At 52.1% G+C, this 25029-nt stretch carries 25 protein-coding genes; 11 read left to right on the forward strand and 14 right to left on the reverse strand.

All coding sequences use genetic code 11. The features are described 5' to 3' along the window. The first annotated feature begins 1162 nt into the window (after nucleotides 1-1162). The gene (tdcB, locus tag FBY13_RS18670) at nucleotides 1163-2152 is read left to right on the forward strand and encodes a bifunctional threonine ammonia-lyase/L-serine ammonia-lyase TdcB (protein WP_145394854.1); all 990 of its coding nucleotides are present in this window, start codon (nucleotides 1163-1165) and stop codon (nucleotides 2150-2152) included. A gap of 10 nt (nucleotides 2153-2162) precedes the next feature. Continuing rightward, the gene (gene tdcC, locus FBY13_RS18675; RefSeq protein WP_063877353.1) at nucleotides 2163-3491 is read left to right on the forward strand and encodes a threonine/serine transporter TdcC; all 1329 of its coding nucleotides are present in this window, start codon (nucleotides 2163-2165) and stop codon (nucleotides 3489-3491) included. Between the two features lie 100 nt (nucleotides 3492-3591). On the opposite strand, the gene FBY13_RS18680 is transcribed toward tdcC, so the two are convergent. Then, nucleotides 3592-4566, reverse strand: coding sequence for a glutathione S-transferase family protein (locus tag FBY13_RS18680; RefSeq protein ID WP_145394855.1), 975 nt, complete (start codon nucleotides 4564-4566; stop codon nucleotides 3592-3594). A 253-nt stretch (nucleotides 4567-4819) separates the two neighbouring features. On the opposite strand from FBY13_RS18680, the gene FBY13_RS18685 reads away from it, so the two are divergent. Continuing rightward, a complete protein-coding gene (locus FBY13_RS18685; protein WP_145394856.1) occupies nucleotides 4820-5740 on the forward strand; it encodes a formyltransferase family protein in 921 nt (306 codons plus the stop codon). 25 nt (nucleotides 5741-5765) lie between these two features. On the opposite strand, the gene FBY13_RS18690 is transcribed toward FBY13_RS18685, so the two are convergent. The 11 genes from FBY13_RS18690 to FBY13_RS18740 form a co-directional block, all read right to left on the reverse strand. Further along, complete coding sequence (locus FBY13_RS18690) at nucleotides 5766-6458, reverse strand: VIT family protein (protein WP_096011217.1); 693 nt, start codon at nucleotides 6456-6458, stop codon at nucleotides 5766-5768. A 65-nt stretch (nucleotides 6459-6523) separates the two neighbouring features. Continuing rightward, a complete protein-coding gene (locus FBY13_RS18695; RefSeq protein WP_145394857.1) occupies nucleotides 6524-7084 on the reverse strand; it encodes a cytochrome b/b6 domain-containing protein in 561 nt (186 codons plus the stop codon). Nucleotides 7085-7318: 234 nt separating this feature from the next. Further along, the gene (locus FBY13_RS18700; RefSeq protein WP_063881035.1) at nucleotides 7319-7729 is read right to left on the reverse strand and encodes a DoxX family protein; all 411 of its coding nucleotides are present in this window, start codon (nucleotides 7727-7729) and stop codon (nucleotides 7319-7321) included. A gap of 205 nt (nucleotides 7730-7934) precedes the next feature. Beyond that, complete coding sequence (locus FBY13_RS18705) at nucleotides 7935-8219, reverse strand: YqjK-like family protein (RefSeq protein WP_063877348.1); 285 nt, start codon at nucleotides 8217-8219, stop codon at nucleotides 7935-7937. After that, nucleotides 8219-8614, reverse strand: coding sequence for a phage holin family protein (locus FBY13_RS18710; protein WP_172823880.1), 396 nt, complete (start codon nucleotides 8612-8614; stop codon nucleotides 8219-8221). The genes FBY13_RS18705 and FBY13_RS18710 overlap by 1 nt, the downstream gene beginning before the upstream one ends. Nucleotides 8615-8616: 2 nt before the next feature. Further along, entirely contained in the window at nucleotides 8617-8922 is a 306-nt protein-coding gene (locus FBY13_RS18715) for a YqjD family protein (RefSeq protein ID WP_014604934.1), read from the reverse strand. A 35-nt stretch (nucleotides 8923-8957) separates the two neighbouring features. Next, nucleotides 8958-9332, reverse strand: coding sequence for a DUF1090 domain-containing protein (locus tag FBY13_RS18720; RefSeq protein WP_063877347.1), 375 nt, complete (start codon nucleotides 9330-9332; stop codon nucleotides 8958-8960). Nucleotides 9333-9519: 187 nt separating this feature from the next. After that, nucleotides 9520-9867 carry an EnvZ/OmpR regulon moderator MzrA gene (gene mzrA, locus FBY13_RS18725; protein WP_145394858.1) on the reverse strand — a complete coding sequence of 116 codons (348 nt, stop codon included), beginning with the start codon at nucleotides 9865-9867 and terminating at the stop codon, nucleotides 9520-9522. Continuing rightward, nucleotides 9864-10538 carry a DedA family protein gene (locus tag FBY13_RS18730; RefSeq protein WP_063877345.1) on the reverse strand — a complete coding sequence of 225 codons (675 nt, stop codon included), beginning with the start codon at nucleotides 10536-10538 and terminating at the stop codon, nucleotides 9864-9866. Before FBY13_RS18730 ends, mzrA begins: the two co-directional genes overlap by 4 nt. Nucleotides 10539-10850: 312 nt before the next feature. Then, nucleotides 10851-11627 (reverse strand): transcriptional regulator ExuR, encoded by a 777-nt coding sequence (gene exuR / locus FBY13_RS18735; RefSeq protein ID WP_063881033.1) that lies wholly within the window; start codon nucleotides 11625-11627, stop codon nucleotides 10851-10853. A 92-nt stretch (nucleotides 11628-11719) separates the two neighbouring features. Next, nucleotides 11720-13024, reverse strand: a complete 1305-nt coding sequence (locus FBY13_RS18740) for an MFS transporter (RefSeq protein WP_063877344.1) — start codon at nucleotides 13022-13024, stop codon at nucleotides 11720-11722. Between the two features lie 399 nt (nucleotides 13025-13423). Here FBY13_RS18740 and uxaC point away from each other — a divergent pair, with 399 nt between their 5' ends. From uxaC to FBY13_RS18780, 8 genes are all read left to right on the forward strand, one after another. Then, on the forward strand, nucleotides 13424-14839 hold the full coding sequence (uxaC, locus tag FBY13_RS18745; RefSeq protein ID WP_096011215.1) for a glucuronate isomerase: 1416 nt from the start codon (nucleotides 13424-13426) through the stop codon (nucleotides 14837-14839). Nucleotides 14840-14841: 2 nt separating this feature from the next. Next, nucleotides 14842-16290, forward strand: a complete 1449-nt coding sequence (locus FBY13_RS18750) for a tagaturonate reductase (protein ID WP_145394859.1) — start codon at nucleotides 14842-14844, stop codon at nucleotides 16288-16290. A gap of 2 nt (nucleotides 16291-16292) precedes the next feature. Further along, nucleotides 16293-17783 (forward strand): UxaA family hydrolase, encoded by a 1491-nt coding sequence (locus tag FBY13_RS18755; protein ID WP_145394860.1) that lies wholly within the window; start codon nucleotides 16293-16295, stop codon nucleotides 17781-17783. Nucleotides 17784-18289: 506 nt separating this feature from the next. Then, nucleotides 18290-19450 (forward strand): mandelate racemase/muconate lactonizing enzyme family protein, encoded by a 1161-nt coding sequence (locus FBY13_RS18760; RefSeq protein WP_145394861.1) that lies wholly within the window; start codon nucleotides 18290-18292, stop codon nucleotides 19448-19450. Nucleotides 19451-19471: 21 nt separating this feature from the next. Then, on the forward strand, nucleotides 19472-19777 hold the full coding sequence (locus tag FBY13_RS18765; RefSeq protein ID WP_145394862.1) for a PTS sugar transporter subunit IIB: 306 nt from the start codon (nucleotides 19472-19474) through the stop codon (nucleotides 19775-19777). 27 nt (nucleotides 19778-19804) lie between these two features. Beyond that, nucleotides 19805-21094, forward strand: coding sequence for a PTS sugar transporter subunit IIC (locus FBY13_RS18770; protein WP_145394863.1), 1290 nt, complete (start codon nucleotides 19805-19807; stop codon nucleotides 21092-21094). A gap of 21 nt (nucleotides 21095-21115) precedes the next feature. After that, on the forward strand, nucleotides 21116-21421 hold the full coding sequence (locus FBY13_RS18775; protein WP_063877337.1) for a PTS lactose/cellobiose transporter subunit IIA: 306 nt from the start codon (nucleotides 21116-21118) through the stop codon (nucleotides 21419-21421). A gap of 60 nt (nucleotides 21422-21481) precedes the next feature. Further along, complete coding sequence (locus tag FBY13_RS18780; RefSeq protein WP_145394864.1) at nucleotides 21482-22477, forward strand: LacI family DNA-binding transcriptional regulator; 996 nt, start codon at nucleotides 21482-21484, stop codon at nucleotides 22475-22477. Between the two features lie 244 nt (nucleotides 22478-22721). On the opposite strand, the gene FBY13_RS18785 is transcribed toward FBY13_RS18780, so the two are convergent. Together FBY13_RS18785 and FBY13_RS18790 are read right to left on the reverse strand one after the other, a co-directional pair. Beyond that, nucleotides 22722-23690, reverse strand: a complete 969-nt coding sequence (locus FBY13_RS18785) for a TerC family protein (RefSeq protein ID WP_145394876.1) — start codon at nucleotides 23688-23690, stop codon at nucleotides 22722-22724. Between the two features lie 259 nt (nucleotides 23691-23949). Further along, the gene (locus FBY13_RS18790; RefSeq protein WP_145394865.1) at nucleotides 23950-24930 is read right to left on the reverse strand and encodes a Gfo/Idh/MocA family protein; all 981 of its coding nucleotides are present in this window, start codon (nucleotides 24928-24930) and stop codon (nucleotides 23950-23952) included. Nucleotides 24931-25029: the final 99 nt, after the last annotated feature.

Here is a 25029-nt window from a genome sequence, read left to right on the forward strand (position 1 = left end):
TTTATACACAGTAACCTGCCTCCGACAACGGAGAGGGGTTTTAACGGGGTGGGAAGAGAATGGACGTTTTGAGATCTGTCAGCGCAGGGGACGTATCACTCTGCTGTAATGCGTTGTGCTTCCCCCTTATCATTTATGACTGTATTTTGCTGTTTGCTGTTTGCTGTTTGCTGTTTGCTGTTTGCCTGTTTGCTGTTTGCTGTTTGCTGTTTGCCTGTTTGCCTGTTTGCCTGTTTGCCTGTCTGCCTGTCTGCCTGTCTGCCTGTCTGCCTGTCTGCCTGTCTGCCTGTCTGCCTGTTTGCCTGTCTGCCTGTCTGCCTGTTTGCCTGCCTGTCTGCTTGTCTCTCTGCCATCACTCTATCTGTCCTGACAGCTCCTGGCTGCCAGCAACGATCCCTTCGGCAGCGGATAAATCACAGGAAGGGACATGTGCGAATAGTATGCGCGAGCCAGTCTTAATGATGCGTTTCAGTATGAGATGAAAAATCCACCAGGAAAGGCGACATTCATTTTTATTTCTATGGTTAAGACTTACTCAAAAAAGAGGCTTTTAGGTTGCACTGCATTTATTTTAAGCAGTACCTTAAAACGTTGTGTATATAGTATTTTTATTGCGCAGTTTGGCCGTGTTTAATATTTGAATAGCCTTTCAGCCAATATTGATCATTATCATGATTTTTCGCGGAATCTCATATCTCAGTGACAATTGTGAGAAACAGCACAACCTTTTTTTTATTGATCATTAAGATTCGTAGCGGATAAAAAGGATGTAAAGGAAAGTCATTATGTATAGATATACGCAACCACGAACGTGTTGGTTAACATTTTATCAGTCAACGCCAGACAGTATTGCCAACCCGTTGTGGAATCCTCGCTTTAATGCTGCCTCTTTTGTAAAACCATCTTCTGCCTCTTCTGCCTCTTCTGCCTCTTCTGCCTCTTCTGTTCGTCATCCGTGTTCTTCTGCGTCAGACGCGGTGTTATCGCCCGCCTTTTCATATCCTGCCGCTGCCCATTCCTTGTTAAATCAACTGCATAAACGCCTGCTGATAAAGCACGTTGTGAAGCGAAAGCGTTAAGCGCGTTGCACTTCCTGATTTTACGATTGCATTTCTCTTCGGGGAATTGTGCTGGATACGTTTTGCCTGAAAAAGGAGTTTATATGAATAACAATGATAATGTTCCCGTCACCCTGGATGAAATTTATGCCGCTAAAGAAAGGCTAACTGGAAAAGTGTATAAAACCGGCATGCCACGTTCAAACTATCTTAGCGAACGCTGCGGCGGGGAAATATTCCTTAAATTTGAAAACATGCAGCGAACGGGCTCATTTAAAATCCGTGGCGCGTTCAATAAAATGAGTTCGCTGACAGAAGAAGAAAAACGTCAGGGCGTTGTCGCCTGCTCAGCCGGTAACCATGCACAGGGCGTTTCACTGTCGTGCGCCATGCTGAATATTGACGGTAAAGTCGTGATGCCTAAAGGTGCACCCAAATCCAAAGAGGCGGCGACGCGGGATTACTCCGCTGAAGTGGTCATCTACGGTGACAACTTTAATGACACCATGACCAGGGTGGATGAAATTGTCGCCAACGAAGGCCGTATATTTATTCCTCCTTATGATGATGTGAAAATCATTGCCGGACAGGGCACCATCGGTCTGGAAATCCTTGAAGATCTCTACGATGTCGATAACGTCATCGTTCCCGTGGGCGGCGGCGGGCTGATTGCCGGTATCGCCACTGCGATTAAGTCTATTAATCCCACAATTACCGTCATCGGCGTGCAGTCTGAAAACGTACACGGTATGGCAGCCTCCTTTTTTGCTGATACCATAACGCGCCATCGTCTTACCGGGACTCTTGCGGACGGCTGCGATGTCGCCCGTCCGGGCGATCTTACCTTCGCGATTGTGAGAGAATGGGTCGATGAGATGGTGTTAGTAAGTGAAGACGACATTCGTAAAAGTATGATTGCATTGATCCAGCGAAACAAAGTGGTTACGGAAGGGGCCGGCGCGTTGGCCTGCGCCGCGCTGTTGAGCGGCAAAGTTGACCACTACATCCAGGGGCGGAAAACCGTGTGCATTATCTCAGGTGGCAATATCGATTTGTCCCGGGTTTCCCAGATTACAGGTTTCGCTGACGCATAAAGGATAAGTTATGAGTAATTCTGAAAATATTCTCGACCAGGAAAAAGCGTCGACCTGGCGTAAGTCCGATACCACATGGACACTGGGTCTGTTTGGTACGGCCATTGGCGCTGGCGTGCTTTTTTTCCCCATCCGGGCCGGTTACGGTGGCCTGATTCCTATTTTGATCATGCTGGTACTCGCCTATCCCATCGCGTTCTACTGCCATCGGGCGTTGGCCCGGCTGTGCCTGTCAGGCAGTAACGTTTCGGGCAATATTACGGAAACTGTGGAAGAGCATTTCGGAAAAACCGGCGGGGTGGTCATTACCTTTCTCTATTTTTTTGCGATTTGTCCGCTGCTCTGGATCTATGGCGTCACCATCACCAATACCTTTATGGCATTTTGGCAATATCAGTTACAGCTGCCGGTACTGAATCGCGGCGTGGTAGCGCTGTTTCTGCTGTTGTTGATGGCTTTTGTCATCTGGTTTGGCAAAGACCTGATGGTAAAAGTGATGAGCTGGCTTGTGTTTCCGTTTATCGCCAGCCTGGTGGTGATTTCGCTCTCGCTGATCCCGTACTGGAATTCCGCCGTGATTGATCAGGTCAGCCTGAGTGATATCACCTTTACCGGCCACGATGGCATTCTGGTCACCGTATGGTTAGGTATTTCCATTATGGTGTTCTCGTTCAATTTCTCGCCGATTGTTTCTTCTTTTGTGGTTTCCAAGCGTGAAGAGTACGAGCCGGAAATGGGCCGGACCTATACCGAAAACAAGTGCAGCCAGATTATCTCGCGCGCCAGCATGTTGATGGTGGCCGTGGTGATGTTCTTTGCCTTTAGCTGTCTGTTTACCTTATCACCGCAAGATATGGCGGACGCTAAAGCGCAAAATATCCCCGTGCTCTCCTATCTGGCAAACCACTTTTCATCCATGTCTGGCGAGAAGTCCACCTTCTCTACGGTGCTGGAATACAGCGCGTCGGTGATCGCCTTAGTCGCTATTTTCAAATCGTTCTTTGGGCACTATCTGGGCACGCTGGAAGGGTTAAATGGGCTGATTATTAAGTTCCGCTATAAGGGCGATAAAGACGCCGTGTCCAGCCGCAAACTGAATACGCTGAGCATGATCTTTATTATGGGATCAACCTGGCTGGTGGCTTACCTCAACCCCAATATCCTTGACCTGATTGAGGCAATGGGTGCGCCAATTATCGCCTCGCTGCTCTGCCTGTTACCGATGTTTGCTATCCGCAAAGTCCCGGCGCTGGCAAAATATAAAGGCCGGGTGGATAACGTCTTTGTTGCCGCGATCGGCTTACTCACTATTTTAAATATTGTGTATAAGTTTTTCTGACGGTCATTTCCCTCGGTTTGACCTGACGTGCGCAGTCTGCCAGCGCACGTCAGGTCCTTTCACATCCCGGTTTATCTTCACCTGATGCGGCGTTCTGCTGCTAACCGCGACCGTGCGGCTCATCCCAGTTAAAAGTAGGCCCTACAGAGATGACACCATGCGGGTTGATGGTTTTATGGCTGCAGTAGTAGTGATGGCGAATATGGGGCAGGTTTACCGTGTCGGCAATCCCGGGCATTTGGTAGATATCACGCAGAAAACCGCTCAGATTCAGGTAGTCGCTAATACGGTGACGGTCACATTTAAAATGGGTGACGTAAACCGGATCGAAGCGCACCAGCGTGGTCCATAAACGTAAGTCAGCCTCGGTTATCCTGTCGCCGGTCAGATAACGATGCTGTCCTAAGATCTGCTCAAGACGAGACAGGGAATGGAACAGGGCGCTAACGGCTTCGTCATAAGCGGACTGCGAGGTGGCGAAACCGGTTTTATAGACGCCGTTGTTAACGGTGTCGTAGATCCAGCCGTTAAGCTCATCAATCTTTTCACGCAGCTCAACCGGGTAATAATCCCCCGCGCGGGCACCCACGGCATCGAATGCACTGTTAAACATGCGGATGATATCGGCAGACTCATTGCTGACGATGGTGTTCTGCTGTTTATCCCATAACACCGGCACGGTAACGCGACCGCTGTAGTCCTCATCTGCATGTAAATAGAGCTGATAGAGAAATTCATTTTGATGCAGTTTGTCTCCGGTTGCATCCGGGAAACTGTCATCAAACGTCCAGCCGTTTTCCAGCATCAGCGGATGAACCACTGACACATCAATCATGCTATCCAGGCCTTTAAGCTGACGCATCAGCAGGGTGCGGTGTGCCCACGGACAGGCAAGCGAGACATAAAGATGATAGCGATCGCGTTCCGCTGTAAACCCGGCTTTGCCACTTGGGCCTGCGCTGCCGTCGGGCGTCACCCAGTTACGCCATGCGGATTCTGAACGCTTAAAGCGCCCACCGGTTGATTTGGTGTCATACCAGGTGTCATGCCAGACACCGTCAATTAACTGGCCCATGTTGTCTCCAATACAAAGGATAAGAAGAAAATCTCTCGCTCTAACCATAGGTGGTTATGGGTAACTTCGACAGCACACCATGTGCGTTGCCGGATATTTTGCTGAACAGCCTCAATAACGGCTATATGGCAAACGCGTCAGAGGCGTATTTGAGGACAGAATACCTTATGATTGGCCCCTCTTCGGCCTGAACCCGATAAGCCGTCCAGCACGCCTGTCGCGTTGGAAGAGGCAATAAAAGAAGGAAAGCGTAATGAAAGCGGTGCTCTTTGGTTATCACGAAATGGCCTGTACCGGCCTGAAGGCATTAATGGATGCCGGTTTCACGGTCAGTGCCCTGTTTACCCATGCGGACCCCGCTGCCGGTACGCAGTTTTACGGTTCCGTCGCCCGCCTGGCTGAAGGTTACAACATCCCGGTTTTTATCACAGAGGATGTCAATACTGCGGAATGGCAAGCCCGGATTGCCGACTTTGAGGCGGACTACCTGTTCTGCTTTTCCTACCGTCAGGTGCTCAGCGAGGCCATTCTGTCGTCGGTAAAAAAAGGGGCTTATAACGTGCATGCTGCCTTATTGCCTGCTTACCGTGGCCGCGCCCATCTCAACTGGGTGATTATCAAAGGGGAGACGCAAACCGGCGTCACGCTGCACCGCATGATCAAACGCCCTGATGCCGGTCCGATTCTGGCGCAGAAGGCCGTTGACATTCATCCCCAGGACAATGCCCTGGCGCTGCATACCCGATTAGTCGCGACCACCGGGGAGATGCTACCGGGCTGGCTCAAGGCGCTGGTGGCGGGCCAACTCGCTGAAATCCCCCAGGACGAACGCGCAGCCAGCTGTTTTGGAAGCCGTAAACCGGAAGACGGACAACTCAACTGGCACGACAGCGCCAGCGATAACCATAATCTGATTCGTGCGCTGGCGTTCCCCTGGCCTGGTGCTTTCAGCGTTAATGGGTCACAACGATTTACCGTCTGGGAAAGCCGGGTTATTAAGGCGGATAACGTCAGTCAGCCTGGTGAGGTGGTTTCAGTCAATCCGTTGGTTATTGGCTGTGGGCAGGGGCAACTTGAGATTCTGCAGGGGCAGTCTGTGGGGGGCGAATCCGTCCCAGGCAGTACGCTGGCAGGCCAGCTCGGGCTGATTGTCGGGCAGCATTTGACGCACTGATGGCGTCAAATGCTGCGTCGGGCGATTATCCGAGCGCCTGTCCGCAAAGATAACCTACTGATGCAGACAGGCCCATCGCCAACAGGCTCCAGAAGCAAATTCGCGTGACGCTTTTTCTTACTGGCGCATCCCCGGCCCGGGCCGCCGTCGCGCCAAGCAGCGCCAGCGCCAGGAGCGCCGAGGCCGCAATGGCGGGTAAGGCAAAAGGCCCGGTGATGAGCATCGCGATGGCGAACGGTAAAATACTGCCTGATGCGAAACTGATTGCTGAAAACAGGGCGGCCTGAAGCGGTTTCGCGCTGCTGAAGGCCGTGATGCCCAGTTCATCTCTGGCGTGCGCGGCCAACGCATCATGGGCCATCAGTTGCTCTGCCACCTGATGTGCCAGCTCAGGAGACAGGCCGCGCGCCCTGTAAATGGCCGCAAGCTCCATGGTTTCAGCCGCAAAATCGGCCTCCAGTTCGGCTTTTTCCTGCAGCAGAGACGCTTTTTCTGTATCGGACTGTGAGGACACCGAGACGTATTCTCCCGTTGCCATCGACATCGCCCCTCCGACGATGCCTGCCAGCCCGGCGAGCAACACGTTATGATGGCTACTGCTGGCAGAAACCACCCCGGCCAGCAGGCTGGCGGTGGATACGATGCCATCATTCGCGCCCAGCACGGCGGCCCGCAGCCATCCGGCGTGTGCAATTTTGTGTGATTCACTATGTAGCATCCGGTCTTCCAGTGATAAGCGATTCGTTTAACAAGGAGGGCGACAGCCTGCATGCATGTCCTTTGCTATTTTTCATAGCGGGATAGCAGGATATGAAGCACGCCCATCGCGCCATGGCTGTAAAAATAAATCTCTACAAAGGTGGTCAGGAATTTATGCCAGTGCAATACCTTACGCGTCAAATCAGGTGTGGCGAGCGACGTACTGTTAAATAAAAACCATAGCCCACCAGAACAGGCGACCGCGATCAACGCGATAACCCCCAGGCCTTGCACCGTCGCGGCTATGCTACCGCCATGTGCCTGTGGGAGTTTCAGGCAGGTCATCTGTACGACATCGTTTCGAATACCCCGAAAATCCAGCATGAGCCAGGCGAAGTACCAGCGAAAACCCCGCTGAACCCGCATCCAGATGAGCATGATACCGCCCGCAGCGATCAGCAACAGTCCTGAGAGAATATGTAGCCAGGTTATCAGCGTCTCCAGGCTATGCCCGCCGAGCGCTTCACGTGCGGTGAAATTGGAATTAATGATCTGCGAAAGGATCAGCACGGCGACCAAAAGATGAAGCCGTCGAAAAAAGGGCGCATCGTGATGGGGAAGCCACTGACCATAAGACACTTTCATAGCGTTGCCAAAAAGAAGAGAGACGGAACGCTATATTTCCATGAGTAGATTAGGCTTACCTTAAGCAGGGCGCGGAGGTGTTATCCCGCTCAACCAGAAAATCTGCGCGCGGAAGACAGCATGTTATCTGTTCGGGCGGTCCAGTGAGGGCAATTTGGCAGGGGAAGGGCATAAAAAAACGCACCGGAAGAAAGCAACCGGTGCGTTCAGATAACGCGAGGCGTCGGGCGTCAGTTAGCGCGCCAGAGCACCCTGTGGTTTTTTGCCGATCAGGCGGTCAATACTGTACGCACCAGGACCCACTAAACCTAACACCAGGAACCCCCCTGCGATAGACAGGTTTTTCATGAACATCAGCTGGTTAACGCCTTCTGCGAAGTTACTGTGAAACAGAAACGCGGTCAGAATAGTAAAGCCAGCGGTAAACAGCGCAGTAAAGCGGGTCAGGAAGCCAAACATAATGGCCAGGCCGCCGCCAAACTCCAGCAGAATAACCAGTGGCAGTATGAAACCCGGCACGCCCATCGCTTCCATGTACTGCTGAGTGCCGGCATAACCGGTAATTTTGCCCCAGCCAGAAACGATAAACAGGATAGTCATCAGGATACGGGCGGCCAACAAACCACTGTCTTCGAATTTTTTCATCATAAGCTCCAATGCTAAAAGTTTGCAAGGCGACGCTGCCCGCAGTGAATATTCCCGTTAACCGCATGATGTCAATTAGCCGGGCTGATAGCTGGAGATGATAGTAGCGAGGGGTTACAGTTGTAAGCAATATAAACTGTCGATGTTATTCAGTAAATTTGATAAAAAGCAAAAGCCAGCCGCAATCGGGCTGGCTTTGGGGGATTCAACGCGGGGGAAGAGCGGATTTCACCATGCGCCACGTACTCCACAGACCGAAGCCCCGTTTCGCCCAGCGGAGCAGGCGATTAGGGCTGCGAATGGAATAAATGGCTAACGCACTACTGCCAATGGCCAGATAACGTTTCAAACTTAAAAACGTAAACCAGCCACGGTCGTAAGAGGCCGTGATCTCCAGCCAGCCACGCCGCGCCGCGCTCAGATCCAGGCGTTGCTGCTGAACCTGCTTTAGCAGTTCATCGATGCGCGCTTGACGCTCACGGCAACTCATTAGTGGTTATCCTCGAGCAGATCACGATCGTTAGCCAGTTCTTTGCGCGTATGGCGCAATAGCGTGGACTGACGTGACTTACGCAGTGTCCATAGCCCAAAGATCAGCGCCAGCAAGAACAGCACGCCGGTGGTGATGGCAATGGCCATTAAACGGTACTGCGCATCAACTGCCCAGATAATCAGCACCATCAGGCTCATCAGGCCAAAAGCAGTGAAAAGCATGGTCAGGCCAAGCATCAACAGCATCTGGATCAGATTGGCCTTCTCTTCTTCCAGCTCTACCACTGCAAGACGAACGCGTGTTTCGACCATACTGACCAGCGTGGTAACAATACGCTGACCAATGTTGATGACCCCTTTGGCCGGTCCGTGGTTCTGCTGTGAATCCGTCATGATTAACGACGCGAGATCAGCATACCGATGGCAACGCCAATCGCCGCACCGATACCTACGCCGTGCCATGGGTTGTCACGCACGTAACCATCCGCTTTTTGTGCGGCTTCACGCGTGGTGGCCGCCAGGCGCTCACCGGATTCACCTAAACGCTCGCGGGAGCTGTCCAGCGCAACGCGCGCTTTGTGACGGAGTTTATCCAGTTCACCTTTTGATTTTTCAGTTCCGCTGCTCAGGACTTCTTCCAGCGTATCCGCCAGGTTTTTCAGTTCAGCACGCAAATATTCCGATGATGTGTCTTTAGACATAAAATACTCCTTTAACATCAGTAGATTGAATCCGATTAATAGGGCTCCGCCTGTAACTTCTTAAGCTCCTGGCGTGCTTCTTCCAGCTTGTGTTCGCGTTTCGCAATCTTGTCCTTGTCATGACCTTCGTCGCGCTCTTCCTTGAGTTCGCGCTCACGCTCAGCCACTTTCTGCTTCTGAGCGTTAATTTTTTCCAGATGTGAGGCTTTAAGCTTTTTATCGGTACATCCTGCCCGCACTTCGGTCAGGGCGCGCTCCAGGCCGTTTACACGACGCTGGTTGTTATGCTTCTGAGCCATCTCGATTTCGCGCTGAATATCCTGCTCTTTTTGCTGACACAGCGACTGTGCTGCCATCAACGAGCCTGAAAGAGAAAACAGCACCATTCCCAGCAGTAATTTGTGTTTCATTAGGCTTTGTACCTTCCATTGTTGCCTGACTTAAGTCAACGCGGTGCACAAGCATTCCGCACTGCGTTGATAACCAGCCTTAGTTTAAGCATAGACATCAGGTGGAAAAAGTCCAAAGATCACCGATATACAGAAAAACGCTCAGCACACCTTGTTGGTGAGATGAGCGATAAGAAAGGAATACGGACTAGGCGAGAGAAAGGTGAGGCATCGGGTCGTGTTGAGCGACGATAAACCCCTCTGGCAGCAGGCGACGCAGCACTTTCTGCGCGGCCAGGCTCTGCTCTTCATTATCAAAATGGATAATCAGCGCATCGCCAGAGGGCGTGATGCTTTTAATACGAATGCCCTGAGCGCTCAGCTGTTGATACAGATAGAAGCCATCTGGCATCGGCGCACCCGCATGTGAAACGCGAATCTGTACCACGTTTTCATGACGCATCAGGTTGGGCACCATGCTAATAGCAATCAGTACAAATGCGCCACCAATTAACCAGGGAAGCCAGCGTTTAGGAATGACCTGTAACAGTTTCATGAGCCCTCACCACGCTGGTTTGCCCGGCGCTTACGCCACAGCACAATCAGCGAGCCCACCAGCCCAATCACCAGTAACGCCAACGGCAACATCATCAGGAAAAACATCAGTTCATCTTCGTAACGGCGGAAGATGGGGGTTTTACCTAAGGCAAAGCCCAGAACGGTAAGGATGACGACCCATAAGAAGCCGCTCATCCAGTTAAAAAACTGGAAACGGGCATTACTTAAACCAGAAAGCCCGGCAATCGTCGGCAGCAGGGTGCGCACAAAGGCAATAAAACGACCAATCAGCAGTGCCGATAAGCCGTGGCGGTGAAACAGATTATGGGCGCGCTGATGATAGCGGGCAGGAAGGTGCGATAACCAGTTTTGAACCGTCGGCGTGTTCCCCAGCCAGCGGCCCTGAATATAGCTGACCCAGCACCCCAGGCTGGCACCGGTCGTGAGGACCAGAATGGTCAGCGGGAAGCCCATGGTCCCTTTGGCAATCAGCACGCCCACCAGAATCAGCAAGCTGTCGCCAGGCAGAAAAGCGGCAGGCAATAAGCCGTTTTCCAGAAAAAGGATCATAAATAAAACGCCGTAAATCGCCCATACCAGCGTTGGATCAGAAAGCGTTTCATAATCCTGTTGCCACAAGGCATGCAGCAGCGCTTGCAAAATTTCCATCAATCGTTCCTGAACATCATCGTTAATCATGTCCCACAGGGACCTCAGCGCAGACTGACATTTGTTATATATTTTGAGAGCGTCGTCTGAGCAAGCGTTTCTGGATCCTTCCAGAACTGATTGTTAAATCAGCGATTTGATAAGCCCTTATCGCAAAAGGTAAGAAAAGGGTGATAACTGTAACAAAAATCATGCATCGGAGACAGAACTACTCCTAAACGAACAGGAGTTTTACCCTCTGTATCACGATGTAAAAAGGAGTTTTACATGTCCTGACACTATTGCAGATTAACTGACTGTTATTAAGTCAGGTTAACGCGGAATCGTGTCTGCATCCGGAAGCACAACCGGATTTTCGCTAAACATGTAACGGTCGACGTTGAACTCAAAATCGTCGGCGGTGGCGTTAAATAACATCTGCTTGGTATTTTCGAGATGTTGCCACATTGCCAGCTTACTGGCGGCGGGATCTTTGCGTATTAAGGCTTTCAGAATCTGATCGTGATCGTCACACCAGCTTACGATACTGCGCTGATCGATATGCTCATGCAGCTTAAGCCAGTAGGGATTGTGCAAGCGGTGCAGCCACATCTTTTCTACAATCGCGGCCAGGGCGCTGTTTTGCGTCGACTGGGCGATGCGAACGTGAAACTTCATATCCCATTCCGAGTCCCTGAAATGGTCCTCCTGACGGGCTTTCTCCTGAATCGCCATTAAATCGACGATATCTTTGCGCGTCACCTGGGTTGCCGCGAACTCTGCCACGTTACTTTCGATAAGCTGGCGGGCCTGCAACAGCTCGAAAGGCCCAAAGGCGGCAAACTCTAACTGGCTGCTGCTTTCGGCAACCCGGTTTTGCTGCTGGCTGGAAATGACATGAATGCCCGACCCTTTGCGCACCTCAACGTAGCCTTCGACTTCCAGCATAATAATGGCTTCGCGCACCACCGTGCGGCTGACTTCCATCTCTTCAGCGATCAGGCGTTCTGCGGGCAGTTTCTCACCCACCTGATAAACCCCGTTTTCAATGCGGCGTTTTAACTCGCTGGCCAGCTGTTGATAAAGTCGACGAGATTCAGTGAGGTCCATGACACCGTCCAAGGTAACGATCAGATAAGATAAGTTGTTATACCACTTTGCGGTAAGAGATGAAAAGGGCTGGCGCAGGCCAGCCCGCAGGATTAGCTACGTACCGTCGCAGCCGCAGAAGGAGAAGGTGGTGTCTGAAGCTCAGATATGGGCTGATTTTTTAGCACTGTCCAGATGACGATGGCGCCCAGCAAATCGAACACGGCCAGCGCGGCAAACAGGGGGCTAAAGCCTAATGTATCGGCCAACGCACCGACGACCAGCGCAAACAGGGTACTGGCTGTCCAGGCTGCCATGCCGGTCAGGCCGTTGGCGGTGGCAACTTCGTTACGGCCAAACACATCGGAAGACAGGGTAATCAGCGCACCAGACAGCGCCTGGTGGGCAAAGCCGCCGACGCACAGCAGCGCGATAGCAATATAAGGACTGGTAAATAAACCGATGGTGCCTGGACCTATCATCAAAACGGCACCCATGGTGACCACCATTTTGCGTGACACAATCAGGTTAACTCCAAACCAGCGCTGAAACAGCGGTGGCAGGTAGCCGCCCAGGATACAACCAAAGTCAGCAAACAGCATCGGCATCCAGGCAAAAAGCGCGATCTCTTTAAGGTTGAAACCATAAACCTTAAACATAAAAAGCGGAATCCAGGCGTTAAAGGTGCCCCATGCGGGTTCTGCCAGGAAACGTGGCAGGGCGATCCCCCAGAACTGGCGATTACGCAGAATCTGCAGTGCCGACATTTTGGTGCTGTTGCCGGTTTGATGCTGAAGCTCCTGACCGGAGATGATGTAGTGACGCTCTTCTTCACTCAGCTTTTTCTGCTGTTTAGGATGTTTATAAAACACCAGCCAGCAGAGCGCCCAAATCATGCTCAGCACGCCCGAGATAATGAACGCCATCTGCCAGCTGTGCGCGACAATCGCCCAGACCACCAGGGGAGGCGCCAGCATCGCACCGATTGACGAGCCGACGTTAAAGTAGCCTACCGCCACGGAGCGCTCTTTAGCGGGGAACCACTCGCTACTGGCTTTGAGTCCGGCAGGGATCATCGCCGCTTCTGCGGCACCCACTGCACCGCGTGCCAACGCCAGACCGCCCCAGCTTCCCGCCAGCGCTGTCGCGGCGCAAAAGATCGCCCACAGTACAGCAAATACCGCGTAGCCCACTTTGGTACCTAATAAATCAAGTACATAACCCGCTACAGGCTGCATTACGGTGTAGCAGGCAGAGTACGCCGCCACAATATAGGAGTACTGCTGGGTGGTGATATGCAGTTCTGTTTGTAGCGTTGGCGCTGCCACGGCAATCGTGTTACGCGTCAGATAGCCGAGCACCGTTCCGAGCGTGACCAGGCCAATCATATACCAGCGTAATCCTTTGATCTTACGCATTCTGTACCTCTTCCAGTTGTTTGTGCGGTCTTACCGCTGTTGTTATCTGGAGCGGGACATCTCGTGATACAGCTCTGCTCACGCCCGCCGGTCCTGCACCAGCGACCGTTATCTGCCTTGCCTTGTGTAAGAAATTTGTTACCTTGCGGTAAAGCGAGAGCCTAACTTGTTATACAACTTTAAAAGTTGAAAGCCATCACAAAAACCCGCAATAGCTTGTGGGATACTGCAAACAGATGAGATCACAGCCAGTTAGCGCGCTGCAGGCGACAATAAGGTCCATATGAGATGTGATCATCTTGCTTAAATGTGACCTGAGTCGTAAAAAAACCTGCAGTCAGCCAAAATTGGTATGATAACTTTGAGTCATTCAGGGGTAATCCCATAAGGAAGCTTTGTATGTCGCGTTTCATGACCGAGGATTTTTTGCTGGACACTGAGTTCGCTCGTCGTCTTTATCACGGCTACGCCAAAGATCAGCCCGTCTACGATTATCACTGCCATTTACCGCCGCAGCAGATTGCTGAAAACTATCGTTTTGCCAACCTTTACGATATCTGGCTGAAAGGCGATCACTATAAGTGGCGGGCGATGCGGGCTAACGGTGTGGCAGAGGCGCTGTGCACCGGCGACGCCAGCGATCGGGATAAATTCAATGCCTGGGCGCGAACGGTACCGCAAACCATCGGCAATCCGCTTTATCACTGGACGCATCTGGAATTACGTCGTCCCTTTGGCATTACCGGCGTGCTGCTGTCCGAAAAAACGGCCGATGAGATCTGGCAGCGCTGCAACGATTTACTGGCGCAGGACGATTTCACTGCGCGCGGCATCATGCAGCAGATGAACGTTAAGATGGTCGGGACCACCGACGATCCGCTGGACGATCTGACACATCACCGCGTACTGGCAGAAGACAGCAGCTTCAAGGTGAAGGTGCTGCCAAGCTGGCGTCCGGACAAAGCCTTTAATATCGAAGCCGACACCTTCCTGCCGTGGATTGAAAAACTGGAAAGCCTGACCGATATCAGCGTGCAGCGCTTTGATGATTTACGTCAGGCGCTGAGCAAACGTCTGGATCACTTTGCGGCACACGGCTGCAAAATTTCCGACCATGCGCTGGATGTGGTGTGTTATGCCGATGCGGATGAAACCACGCTGGACAGCATTCTGGCGCATCGTCGCGGCGGCGCAAAGCCGGATGCGCAGGCTATCGCCCAGTTTAAAACCGCAGTGCTGGTATGGCTTGGCGGGGAATACGCTCGCCGTGGATGGGTGCAGCAGTACCATATTGGAGCGTTGCGCAATACCAACCAACGCCAGTTCCAACTGCTGGGCGCAGATGTGGGCTTTGACTCCATCAACGATCAGCCTGTTGCCGAACCTCTGGCCCGCTTACTTGGCGCGCAAAACCTCAATAACGCCTTGCCTAAAACCGTCCTCTACTGTCTGAATCCGCGGGATAATGAAGTGCTGGCGACCATGGCCGGAAATTTCCAGGGCGAGGGCCAGGCAGGAAAAATGCAGTTCGGTTCCGCCTGGTGGTTTAACGATCAACTGGATGGCATGCAGCGCCAGATGACGCAGCTGGCGCAAATTGGCCTGCTGAGCCGCTTCGTCGGGATGTTAACCGACAGCCGCAGCTTCCTTTCTTATACCCGTCATGAATATTTCCGTCGGCTGCTGTGCCAGATGATTGGCCGCTGGGTCGAACAGGGCGAAGCGCCTGCAGATGAAGCGCTGTTGGGCCAGATGGTACAAAACATTTGCTTCAACAATGCCCGTGACTATTTTGGCATTGAGCTGGGAGCCTGACCATGAAGCGGCTGAACCGCCACGACTTTCCCGGCGCGGTCTACCATGATCGCGTGATTCAGTTCGGTGAAGGTAACTTTCTGCGTGCCTTTATCGACTGGCAACTTGACTGGCTCAATGAACATCAGGGCACAGACGCCGGTGTGGTGGTGGTCAGGCCGCGTAATCGCGACGTCAGCGACAATCTGAATCAGCAGGACGGTCTGTATACCACGCTGATTCGCGGGCTGAACGCACAGGGGGAACAGGTGAGCGAAAGCCGCCTGATCCGCAGCCTGAACCGTGAGATTCAGCCTTACCAGCAGTTTGACGATTTTATGACGCTGGCTCATCAGCCCGAGATGCGGTTTGTGTTCTCCAATACCACCGAAGCCGGCATCGCATTTACCGAAACCGATCGGTTAAGCGATCGGCCTGCATCCAGCTTTCCGGGCAAGCTGACGCAACTGCTTTGGGCGCGTTACCAGCATTTCGCAGGGGATAAAGAGAAAGGCTGGCTCATCGTGCCTTGTGAGTTGGTCGATCACAATGGCGATATGCTGCGCACTCTGGTGCTGCGCTATGCCGATCTCTGGCAACTGCCCCAGGCGTTTCAACGCTGGGTTGATACGTGCTGTGCGTTCTACAACACGCTGGTGGATCGGATTGTGACCGGCTTCCCGTCCGACAGCACCACGCTCGAAGATCAACTGGGATACCAGGACCGTTTTCTGGTGGCCGGGGAAGTCTATTACCAGTTTGTTCTTCAGGGACCCACGGCGCTGTTTGACGAACTGAAGCTTGCCGCACTGACGCCACATGTCCGCCACGTTAACGATATCGCCCCGTACAAAGCCCAAAAGGTGGCCATTCTGAACGGTGCCCACACCGCGATGGTGCCGGTCGCCTGTCTGGCGGGGCTTGAGAGCGTAGGAGAGGCGATGGACGATGAGCAAATCTCTGCTTATGTCGATGCGCTGCTGCGCAAAGAGATTATCCCCACGTTGGATCTGCCAGCCGATGAGCTCAACGCTTTTGCCGACGCGGTGTTGCGCCGCTTTCGCAATCCGTTTATTCGCCATGCACTGCTTTCCATCGCCCTGAACAGCATGACCAAGTTCCGTACACGTTTGTTGCAACCTTTGCTGATGTCGCATGCGAAAACAGGGCAGTGGCCACAGCACCTGACGTTTGCGCTGGCAGCCCTGATTGCGTTTTATCGCGGGGAATCGGCGGATAAAAGCTGGCCTCTGCAGGATGAGCCGTACTGGCTGGAACGCTACTCAGAGGGCTGGGCCGCCGTGACGGCAGAGCAAATCTCGCCTTTAGCGTTGGTCAGTCGCGTATTAAGTGATGCTCAGCACTGGGGACAAGATTTAACACAGCAACCCGGCCTGGCCGAAACGGTCAGCCAGCACCTGCAACGCATCCTCGCGCACGGTATACGTGACGCGCTGAGCCAACGGAGATAACCATGCAAGACGCCATAAAAATTCATCCGCAGGACAATGTTGCCGTGGCGTTGCATGATATGGAAGCCGACACCACGATTGAACTCGCCGCCCAGCCCGTCACGTTGCTTCAGGATGTGGGACGGGGGCACAAGTTTGCCTTGCGCGCCATCGGCAAAGACGAGTTGATCATAAAATATGGGTTGCCGATTGCGCATGCGACTCAGGCCGTTGGGGCAGGGGAGCTGATTCATTCCCACAATGCCCGCACCAATCTCAGTGACCTTGATCACTACGACTATGTGCCTGAGCAGATGGCTTTAACCACCCAGCCGGGCAACCGTGAGGTGCAGCTTTACCGCCGTGCCAATGGTGAGGTCGGCATCCGCAACGAGCTGTGGATTTTACCGACCGTAGGCTGCGTAAACGGGATTGCGCGACAGATTTTACAGCGCTTTCTGAAGGAGACGCAGGATGCAGCCGGTACAGACGGCGCTTTTCTGTTTAGTCACACCTTTGGCTGTTCGCAGTTAGGGCAGGATCATGACAACACCCGCACCATGCTACAAAACATGGTTCGCCATCCGAATGCGGGCGCGGTATTAGTGATAGGCCTGGGCTGCGAGAACAATCAGGTGGATGTGTTTCGTGAAACCCTGGGCGCATTTGAAAGCGATCGCGTTGAGTTTATGGTGTGCCAGCAACATGATGATGAAGTCGAAGCCGGACTGGAACGGCTGCATGCGCTCTATGAAAAAATGCGTCACGACCGCCGTTCACCGGGCACACTCAGCGAGCTTAAGTTTGGTCTGGAATGTGGCGGCTCTGACGGATTTTCGGGCATTACGGCCAATCCGCTGCTGGGCCGCTTTTCCGATCAGATGATCGCCAACGGCGGGACAACGGTGCTGACGGAAGTGCCTGAAATGTTTGGTGCCGAACGTATTCTGATGGGCCGTTGCCGGGATCGGGCCACCTTCGACAAAACCGTGTCGATGATTAACGACTTCAAACAGTACTTTATCGATCATCATCAGCCCATCTATGAAAACCCGTCACCGGGTAATAAAGCAGGCGGTATTACCACGCTGGAAGAGAAGTCACTCGGCTGTACACAAAAAGCGGGGCAAAGTCAGGTGGTGGACGTACTCAAGTATGGCGAACGTCTCACCGCACCGGGCCTTAACCTGTTGAGCGCGCCGGGGAACGATGCGGTGGCGACCAGTGCGCTGGCGGGTGCGGGCTGTCATATGGTGCTGTTCAGCACCGGGCGCGGCACGCCGTACGGCGGATTTGTCCCCACGGTCAAGCTGGCCACCAACACGCCGCTGGCTGAAAAGAAACCACACTGGATTGATTTTAACGCCGGAAGACTGCTCGATGGCATGAGTATGGACGCGCTGTTAGCCGACTTTGTTGACACCATTGTGGCGATTGCCAACGGGCAGTTAACCAACAATGAAAAAAATGATTTTCGTGAACTGGCTATTTTTAAAAGCGGCGTGACGTTGTAAACGGAAGGGCGGCATGGCCGCCGTCCTTAGTTTTATGACGCAACCGCGCCGACTGACATCTGGTTACGCGTGAACTGGGCCGCATGGCTTTCGTATAACAGGCTGCCTGGGCCTCAAATCCTGTAATAGCTGCTCACCCATAGCGTTAGGCCGCTAAACAGACTTCACTACTCCTCGCTCAAAACGAGTCACTAACGCCGTCTTCGTGCATTCCATAAGAGATATGCCTGAAAGCCACCCACGCGATCCGGCACAATCTACGAACCTGCCTGATCACTTTTCTCCTGGGGATTCTGGCTGTCCGGTTTAGCGGGCTTCACTCGCAAAATTAACGGCAGGCGCTCACCTGACCCGTCTTTTTAACGGCGACAGATATTACAGCCGAAACGACTTTCATCCTGCTAAGTGTGCACGTGCACATTTCTTCTTATTGTGAGATCTCGATCGCAGACTGCTGGTTGATTAATGATGTGCACGTGCACATAATAAAAAACAGGGAGGATAATATGAAAATAACCGGTTTAAACGTTTATGACGTCGATCTTCGCGCCCGGCAACCGGGTCATAACCTGATTATCGTGGAGATTGAAACGGACGAAGGGATTTCCGGTATCGGCGAAGTCGCGATGAGCTACGGCGTCGGTGCCAAGTCCGTTATTCCCGTGCTTGAGTCGCTGACAAAGACTTACCTTACAGGCCGCTCACCTTTTGATTCAGAACTGATTTTCCAACAGTGTTTTGATAAGTCCTACTGGGCGCGCGGCCGATCGCTGGCGATATATGGCGCGATGAGTGCAATCGATATCGCCCTGTGGGATATCAAAGGTAAGGCACTTAATCTGCCGGTTTACCAACTGTTGGGGGGAAAATGCCGTGACAGGATTCCGCTCTATGCAAACCACTGGTATTTCGATGCCTGGCGACCAGAAGAGTTCGCTGAACGGGCGCTGCGGGTGGTAAACGAGGGCTATAAAGGGCTGAAATTTGATCCCTTTAAAATGTCGCCAACGGGAGAAAAGTCTACGCCCGATCGTCCCGTCAGCAAAGCATGGGGAAATATGGCCATCGCAAGGGTTAAAGCAGTGCGTGAAGCCGTTGGCGATGACATCGATATCATGCTCGATCTTCATGGCTGCCTGAATGTGTCCGACGCGGTTAAATGGGGGAAACAACTGGAAGCGTTCTCTCCTTATTTTTACGAAGAACCGACTGATACGCTGCTGATAAACGCCTCAGCAGAAGTCAAACTCAAGGTGGATATTCCGCTGGCCGGCGGTGAGCGTTTATATACCCGTTATGATTTTGCGCCTTTCATTGAAAACCGTATCTTCGAACTGATTCAGCCCGATATGGGACTGGCAGGCGGTTTTACCGAAATGAAAAAAATCGCTGCCTTTGCAGAAACCTATCAAATTGCCATCCAGCCACATAATGCTTCTGGCCCAGTTTTAACGGCTGCCTGTGTGCAATTTGATATCTGTACCACCAATGTTCAAATTCAGGAATGGTTTCCTTACTGGCAGGATGAACGTTATCGGGTTGTCCAGGAGGCGCTTGAACATAACGTTAAAGACGGTCACTTTGTCGTTGAAGAGATGAATCCCGGCTTGGGCGTTGAACTCGATAAAAACTATTTATCAAATTTCCAACAATATAAATTTAAATAATTAACCATCAGGATGAATAAAATGAAAAGAATCTTTCTTTGCTGCAATGCGGGCATGAGCACCTCTATGCTCGTAAAAAAAATGAAGGCATCTGCCGTTGAGCAAAACATCGATATTGAAATCGAGGCATTTCCACTGGAGAAATTTAACGAAAGCATTGAAACCTATGATCTCTGCCTGTTGGGGCCTCAGGTGCGATATAAACTTGAGGAATTCAGGAAAATAGCCGCCGAAAAAAATAAAAAAGTAGAAGCTATTAATCCAATGGATTACGGAATGATGAAGGGTGACAACGTATTAAAGTTTGCGCTCGAATTACTTGGCTAAACGTACGCCAATATGAGGAAGTAACTCATGAAAATGTATGATGTTATTATTTCAATGATTGAAAAGAAGATAGCGCCTGTCGCAGGTAAAATCGGCGGGCAGCGCCACGTGCTGGCTGTGCGTGATGGGTTTATCTCTGCCATGCCATTTATGATTGTGGGCAGCTTTCTGATGATACTGGCCTTTCCGCCTTTTTCCAGGGACACGACCTTTGCTTTCGGGCAAATGTGGCTGGAATTTGCCACCAACCATAAAGAAGCGATCATGCTGCCTTTTCGCATGACGATGGGCATCATGACGATCTATGTCGCCGTGGGGATTGGCTATAACCTGGCACAGGGCTATAAACTCAGTCCATTAATGGGCGGGTTACTTTCATTGTGTTCATTTCTGATTGTCGCTGCACCTTTCACTAACGGAAATATTCCCGCCATGTATATGGGCGGAACGGGGATCTTTACGGCGCTATTAACCTCAATCTATTCCATCGAGTTAATGCGACTCCTGAAAGCGAAAAATTTCACTATTCGCTTGCCGGAGCAGGTACCAGAAAAAATAGCTCAGTCGTTTGAACTGCTGGTTCCCGTGTTGATTATGATCGCGACCCTTTATCCGCTTTCACTTCTGCTGCAACACGTTTCCGGCATGTTATTGCCCGAGCTTATCATGGCGGTTTTTAAACCCCTGGTCACCGCCTCAGACAGCCTGACCGCCGTTCTGATTTGTGTACTGCTCTCGCATCTGCTGTGGTTTTGTGGGATTCATGGTGCAGCTATTGTCACAAATTTATTGCAACCTTTCTGGCTGGCAAATATCGCCGCCAATCAACTGGCGCTTGAAATGGGGCAGGCACTGCCAAACAGCTTTGTCGATCCGTTCTGGCGGTTTTACATCGTTATCGGTGGATGTGGTTCAACGCTGGCACTGGTCATGATGTATATCCGCAGCCGTTCTTCACATTTACGTTCTATCGGCAAGCTAAGTATTGTGCCCTCCTTCTTTAATATTAACGAACCGGTGATATTTGGTTCGCCGATTATTATGAATCCCGTCATGCTGATTCCGTTTGTCGGTGCCCCACTTATCAATGCCACTGTGGCATGGTTTGCGCTGGCGTCGGGATTTGTGGATAAACCGATATCTATCGTTCCCTGGACCACACCGGCTTTATTAGGTTCCCCCTGGGCCGCCGGATGGGCTGTCGGGCCGATCATACTTGTGCTGACTAATTTTGCGATTTCATGCCTGATCTGGTTACCGTTTTTCAAAGCCTATGAAAAACAGTTACTCGCTCAGGAAACTGAAACGACGTGTTAATACCACCTGGGATAATTAAAAATGAATATTGAACTGGTTGTTATGGAAATCATTACGAACGCCGGAGAAAGTAAGAGCGAAGCGATGATGGCGTTACAGCATGCAAAACGTCATGAATGGCAGGCGTGCGACGCCGCGCTGATGCGTTCAAAAGAGGCAGCGGGACGGGCACACGCCATACAAACCCAATTAATTGGATTAGATGAGGGCGAAGGGAAAGTCCCTGTTACGCTGGTTATGGTTCATGCGCAAGACCATTTAATGACGGCCATGCTGGCGAATGAACTGATTAAAGAAATGATTGAAATGTATAGAAATAAGTCCTGATTCTCCGTACGATGAACCCGGGTTTCTTCACCATTACTGCTTTATTCATAGTGGATCACCATGAGCACGATAGTTGATGTTGCAAGACTTGCGAATGTCTCCCGGGTTACGGTTACCCGGGTTCTGAATGAGCCTGAAAAAGTAAAAGAAGAAACCCGCGTTCGTGTGGAAAACGCAATCAGGACGCTGAGCTATACGCCAAATTTGAGCGCCCGCTCCCTGGTAAGTAAAAGTAGCGGGGTGATAGGGATGCTGGTGCCAGATAACATCTCTGGTTTTTTTGGTTCAGTGATGAGTGCGGTGCACAAGCAGGTGAATGCCAACGGTAAGATGCTGATGGTGTTAGAAAGTGCGGATGCCACAGAAGAAGAGAACGCATTACGCAAGCTTAATGAGATTAACTGTGATGGTTTCCTGCTTTATATTCGCCATCTGCCCGACGACAAAATAACGCATTACACCCAGGACAAACCCGTTGCCCTTCTTGATGCTGCGGAAACCTCGGTCATCGCGGGCGTGTCATTTGGGCACTACGACGCCGCGTTTGAAGCAACACAAAAGCTGATCACTGCCGGACACCGTTATATTGCCGTCGTCGGGGGGCCAGAATCGCGTCGCAGTGCCATCGCTCGCGTAAAGGGCTGTGCCGATGCGATACGCACGGTCAATCCGTCATGGGATACCCGCTATGTTCTGTCCGGTAGCTACGATCAGGCCTTTGGCGAGCAGGCCACGCTTGAACTGGTCACGCGCCATCCTGAGATTACCGCCCTTGTTTACTGTGGTGAGCGATCCTGTGCCGGCGGTTTGAGAGCATTAAAAACGCTGGGAAGAAGTGTGCCCGATACTATGTCGGTTATCGCGTTCGATAGCTTTGGACTGACCCAATATCTCGGCCCGCAAATTGAGAGCGTTATTTATCCGGTCAAAGAAATGGCTGAATACGGCGTGAGCGAAGTGCTGAGCAGGCTCCAGAACAGAGGCTACATCATCCGGCCAAAAGCGTTTTCCCACTCTTTCGTTCCCGGTGATTCAATCCGTCATTGCGACCCATAAACCTGCCCCTAAGCACGGCCTTTAACGTTTCGGCGCAGGTTCATCACCCCAGAAGCGTAGCCTTCATCCGGGCCGTAACCGCCTTCAGTCACACCTTACACCGCCGCGACTAAAGAGAACGACAGCGCGTTCACACTGACTTCATTCTGCTGGAAACGCGGTGACAGGTGGCGAAGCATTCTGGTTATCCACTTTTTGTCGCGGACGAAGAAACATCCCCGCCTTTGCGGGCGGGGATGCACTATTACTGGTTAAGCCGCTTCTTATCGTTCTTGTGATTCACCCAGGCATTGATTACCAGGGTGGAGCCAAGAATCACGCCCACCACGCCCAGGGATACCGCTACCGGAATATGGTAAATATCGACAATCAGCATCTTGATACCGATAAACACCAGTACGAGCGCCAGGCCATATTTCAGCATCGAGAAGCGTTCCGCCACGTTAGACAGCAGGAAGTACATGGCGCGCAGACCCAGAATCGCAAACAGGTTCGAGGTCAGAACGATAAAGGGATCGGTGGTGACGGCAAAGATTGCCGGGATACTGTCGACGGCAAAGATCACATCACTTAATTCGACCATGATCAGCACCAGCAGCAGCGGTGTCGCAAACAGCACACCGTTCTTACGGGTAAAGAATTTCTCCCCTTCCAGCGTGTCGGTCATGCGCAGATGTTTACGCAGCCAGCGCACCACCGGTTTGTCGCCCACCGCCGCATCATCCTCTTTTGCCATCACCATTTTGATACCGGTAAACAGCAGGAAGGCACCGAAGATATACAGGACCCAGCTAAACTGCGTCACCAGCCAGCTACCCGCGAAGATCATGATGGTACGCAGCACGATAGCGCCCAACACACCGTAAATCAGCACGCGACGTTGCAGGTTGGCAGGAACAGAGAAGTAGCTGAACAGCATCAGCCAGACAAAGACGTTATCGACCGCGAGGGATTTTTCCAGCACGTAGCCGGTCAGAAAGGCCAGGGTTTGGCTGGTGGCAACTTCGCGTCCGGCGGTGCCTTCCAGATACCACCAAAACGCGGCGCTGAACAGGAGCGAAACGGACACCCAAATCAGTGACCAGACGGCAGCCTGTTTAAAGGTCATGGTTTGCGAACCGCGACGGCCCTGTAAGAACAGATCAATCGCCAGCATGATAAGCACTACAACCGCAAAACTGCCCCAGAGGAGTGGCGTACCTACAGTTTGCATCATCGTATCCTGTCTAAAAATAAAAAAACGGCTGAAGTCAGAAGACGTCAGCCGCTTATTCAGTGTAAGCAAACCTCGCCTTCCGGCAAGGTCTCACTTACAACTCAGGAATCGATTCTGGGTTGCCTGATGACCGGATGCGTGCGCAACGTAGTGACGATCAATCAGCTTACAAGTTACTCCCCTTTGCAAGCGGGTAAGTTACGTGCCTGGTGGTCAGGAATCAATCGATGAATGTCATATTTTGAAATATTTACATTCAGGGCCGATCGGCCGGGAAAACAACGCCCGTCTGGCGTCGAATCTCGGTCAGTAATCTGGCGACGCTGCGGGAAATCTCCAGTGCCGGATGGCTGACGTGACGCTGTTCAATCAGTCGCACAAAGGTCTGCGCTTCATACAGCATCGTGTTGATATGCTGCGGCTGGCTTAGATTCTGTTTATCCCCTTCACGCGGAATAAAGGTCACTGACTGGCACTCGGCGATCCGGTTAACCACCAGCGATCCGGCTTCGCCCTGGATTTCACTGTCCAGCATGGCGTCACTCACCTTGGAATGCAAAATAGTGACATCAAACTGACCATAATTCAGGATCACCGTGCCGTGCGCATCGACGCCGCTTTCCAGCAGGCTGGCAGAGGCAAAAACCTGCTGGGGTTCGCCCCACAGCGTGACGGCCATCGCCAGACAATAGTAGCCAATATCCATAATGGACCCGTTTGACCAGCGGGGATCGAAGGTGTTGGGATGCTCGCCGTTCAGGTAACGGGGATAACGAGAGGAGTACTGGCAATAGTTCAGCAGCGCTTTGCGGAGTGTGCCAAGCTTTGGCAGCCCCTGTTGCAGTTGAATAAAGTTCGGTAAGCTGGCGGTTTTAAAGGCTTCGAACAGCACCACCTGATGACTAAAGGCGCAGGCGATCATCGCCTCAACCTCTTGCAGATTGGAGGCCAGCGGCTTTTCGCAAATGACGTGTTTGCCCTGTGACATAAACAGCATGGCCTGCTGACAATGCAGTGCGTTGGGGCTGGCGATATACACGGCGTCGATGTCAGGACTGGCGGCCATGGCCTCCAGCGACGTAAAGAGATGGTCGCAGGGATAGTCATGACGGAATGCCTCCGCCTGCTTTGGGCTGCGCGAATAGACGGCACAGAGTGTCATGTGGCCGGTTTCATGTGCGGCATCAATAAACTGACGCGTAATCCAGTTGGTTCCCACAATGGCAAAGCGAATCACAGTTAGCCTCCTGCATGTGTAAAAACCGCAGAGTAGCATCTGAAACCGGGCAAGCAACGCCAGACGTTGATCCTGAGATCTCCATTCCAATAATATGGC

Origin of the sequence: Pantoea sp. SJZ147 (assembly GCF_007828605.1) — a bacterium.
GTDB lineage: Bacteria > Pseudomonadota > Gammaproteobacteria > Enterobacterales > Enterobacteriaceae > Pantoea > Pantoea allii.

Bases quoted from the DNA above. Each gene is read 5' to 3' on its own strand.
- tdcB (WP_145394854.1), top strand. From the start codon at position 1,163: ATGAATAACAATGATAATGTTCCCGTCACCCTGGATGAAATTTATGCC.
- tdcC (WP_063877353.1), top strand. From the start codon at position 2,163: ATGAGTAATTCTGAAAATATTCTCGACCAGGAAAAAGCGTCGACCTGG.
- FBY13_RS18680 (WP_145394855.1), bottom strand. From the start codon at position 4,566: ATGGGCCAGTTAATTGACGGTGTCTGGCATGACACCTGGTATGACACC.
- FBY13_RS18685 (WP_145394856.1), top strand. From the start codon at position 4,820: ATGAAAGCGGTGCTCTTTGGTTATCACGAAATGGCCTGTACCGGCCTG.
- FBY13_RS18690 (WP_096011217.1), bottom strand. From the start codon at position 6,458: ATGCTACATAGTGAATCACACAAAATTGCACACGCCGGATGGCTGCGG.
- FBY13_RS18695 (WP_145394857.1), bottom strand. From the start codon at position 7,084: ATGAAAGTGTCTTATGGTCAGTGGCTTCCCCATCACGATGCGCCCTTT.
- FBY13_RS18700 (WP_063881035.1), bottom strand. From the start codon at position 7,729: ATGAAAAAATTCGAAGACAGTGGTTTGTTGGCCGCCCGTATCCTGATG.
- FBY13_RS18705 (WP_063877348.1), bottom strand. From the start codon at position 8,219: ATGAGTTGCCGTGAGCGTCAAGCGCGCATCGATGAACTGCTAAAGCAG.
- FBY13_RS18710 (WP_172823880.1), bottom strand. From the start codon at position 8,614: ATGACGGATTCACAGCAGAACCACGGACCGGCCAAAGGGGTCATCAAC.
- FBY13_RS18715 (WP_014604934.1), bottom strand. From the start codon at position 8,922: ATGTCTAAAGACACATCATCGGAATATTTGCGTGCTGAACTGAAAAAC.
- FBY13_RS18720 (WP_063877347.1), bottom strand. From the start codon at position 9,332: ATGAAACACAAATTACTGCTGGGAATGGTGCTGTTTTCTCTTTCAGGC.
- mzrA (WP_145394858.1), bottom strand. From the start codon at position 9,867: ATGAAACTGTTACAGGTCATTCCTAAACGCTGGCTTCCCTGGTTAATT.
- FBY13_RS18730 (WP_063877345.1), bottom strand. From the start codon at position 10,538: ATGGAAATTTTGCAAGCGCTGCTGCATGCCTTGTGGCAACAGGATTAT.
- exuR (WP_063881033.1), bottom strand. From the start codon at position 11,627: ATGGACCTCACTGAATCTCGTCGACTTTATCAACAGCTGGCCAGCGAG.
- FBY13_RS18740 (WP_063877344.1), bottom strand. From the start codon at position 13,024: ATGCGTAAGATCAAAGGATTACGCTGGTATATGATTGGCCTGGTCACG.
- uxaC (WP_096011215.1), top strand. From the start codon at position 13,424: ATGTCGCGTTTCATGACCGAGGATTTTTTGCTGGACACTGAGTTCGCT.
- FBY13_RS18750 (WP_145394859.1), top strand. From the start codon at position 14,842: ATGAAGCGGCTGAACCGCCACGACTTTCCCGGCGCGGTCTACCATGAT.
- FBY13_RS18755 (WP_145394860.1), top strand. From the start codon at position 16,293: ATGCAAGACGCCATAAAAATTCATCCGCAGGACAATGTTGCCGTGGCG.
- FBY13_RS18760 (WP_145394861.1), top strand. From the start codon at position 18,290: ATGAAAATAACCGGTTTAAACGTTTATGACGTCGATCTTCGCGCCCGG.
- FBY13_RS18765 (WP_145394862.1), top strand. From the start codon at position 19,472: ATGAAAAGAATCTTTCTTTGCTGCAATGCGGGCATGAGCACCTCTATG.
- FBY13_RS18770 (WP_145394863.1), top strand. From the start codon at position 19,805: ATGAAAATGTATGATGTTATTATTTCAATGATTGAAAAGAAGATAGCG.
- FBY13_RS18775 (WP_063877337.1), top strand. From the start codon at position 21,116: ATGAATATTGAACTGGTTGTTATGGAAATCATTACGAACGCCGGAGAA.
- FBY13_RS18780 (WP_145394864.1), top strand. From the start codon at position 21,482: ATGAGCACGATAGTTGATGTTGCAAGACTTGCGAATGTCTCCCGGGTT.
- FBY13_RS18785 (WP_145394876.1), bottom strand. From the start codon at position 23,690: ATGCAAACTGTAGGTACGCCACTCCTCTGGGGCAGTTTTGCGGTTGTA.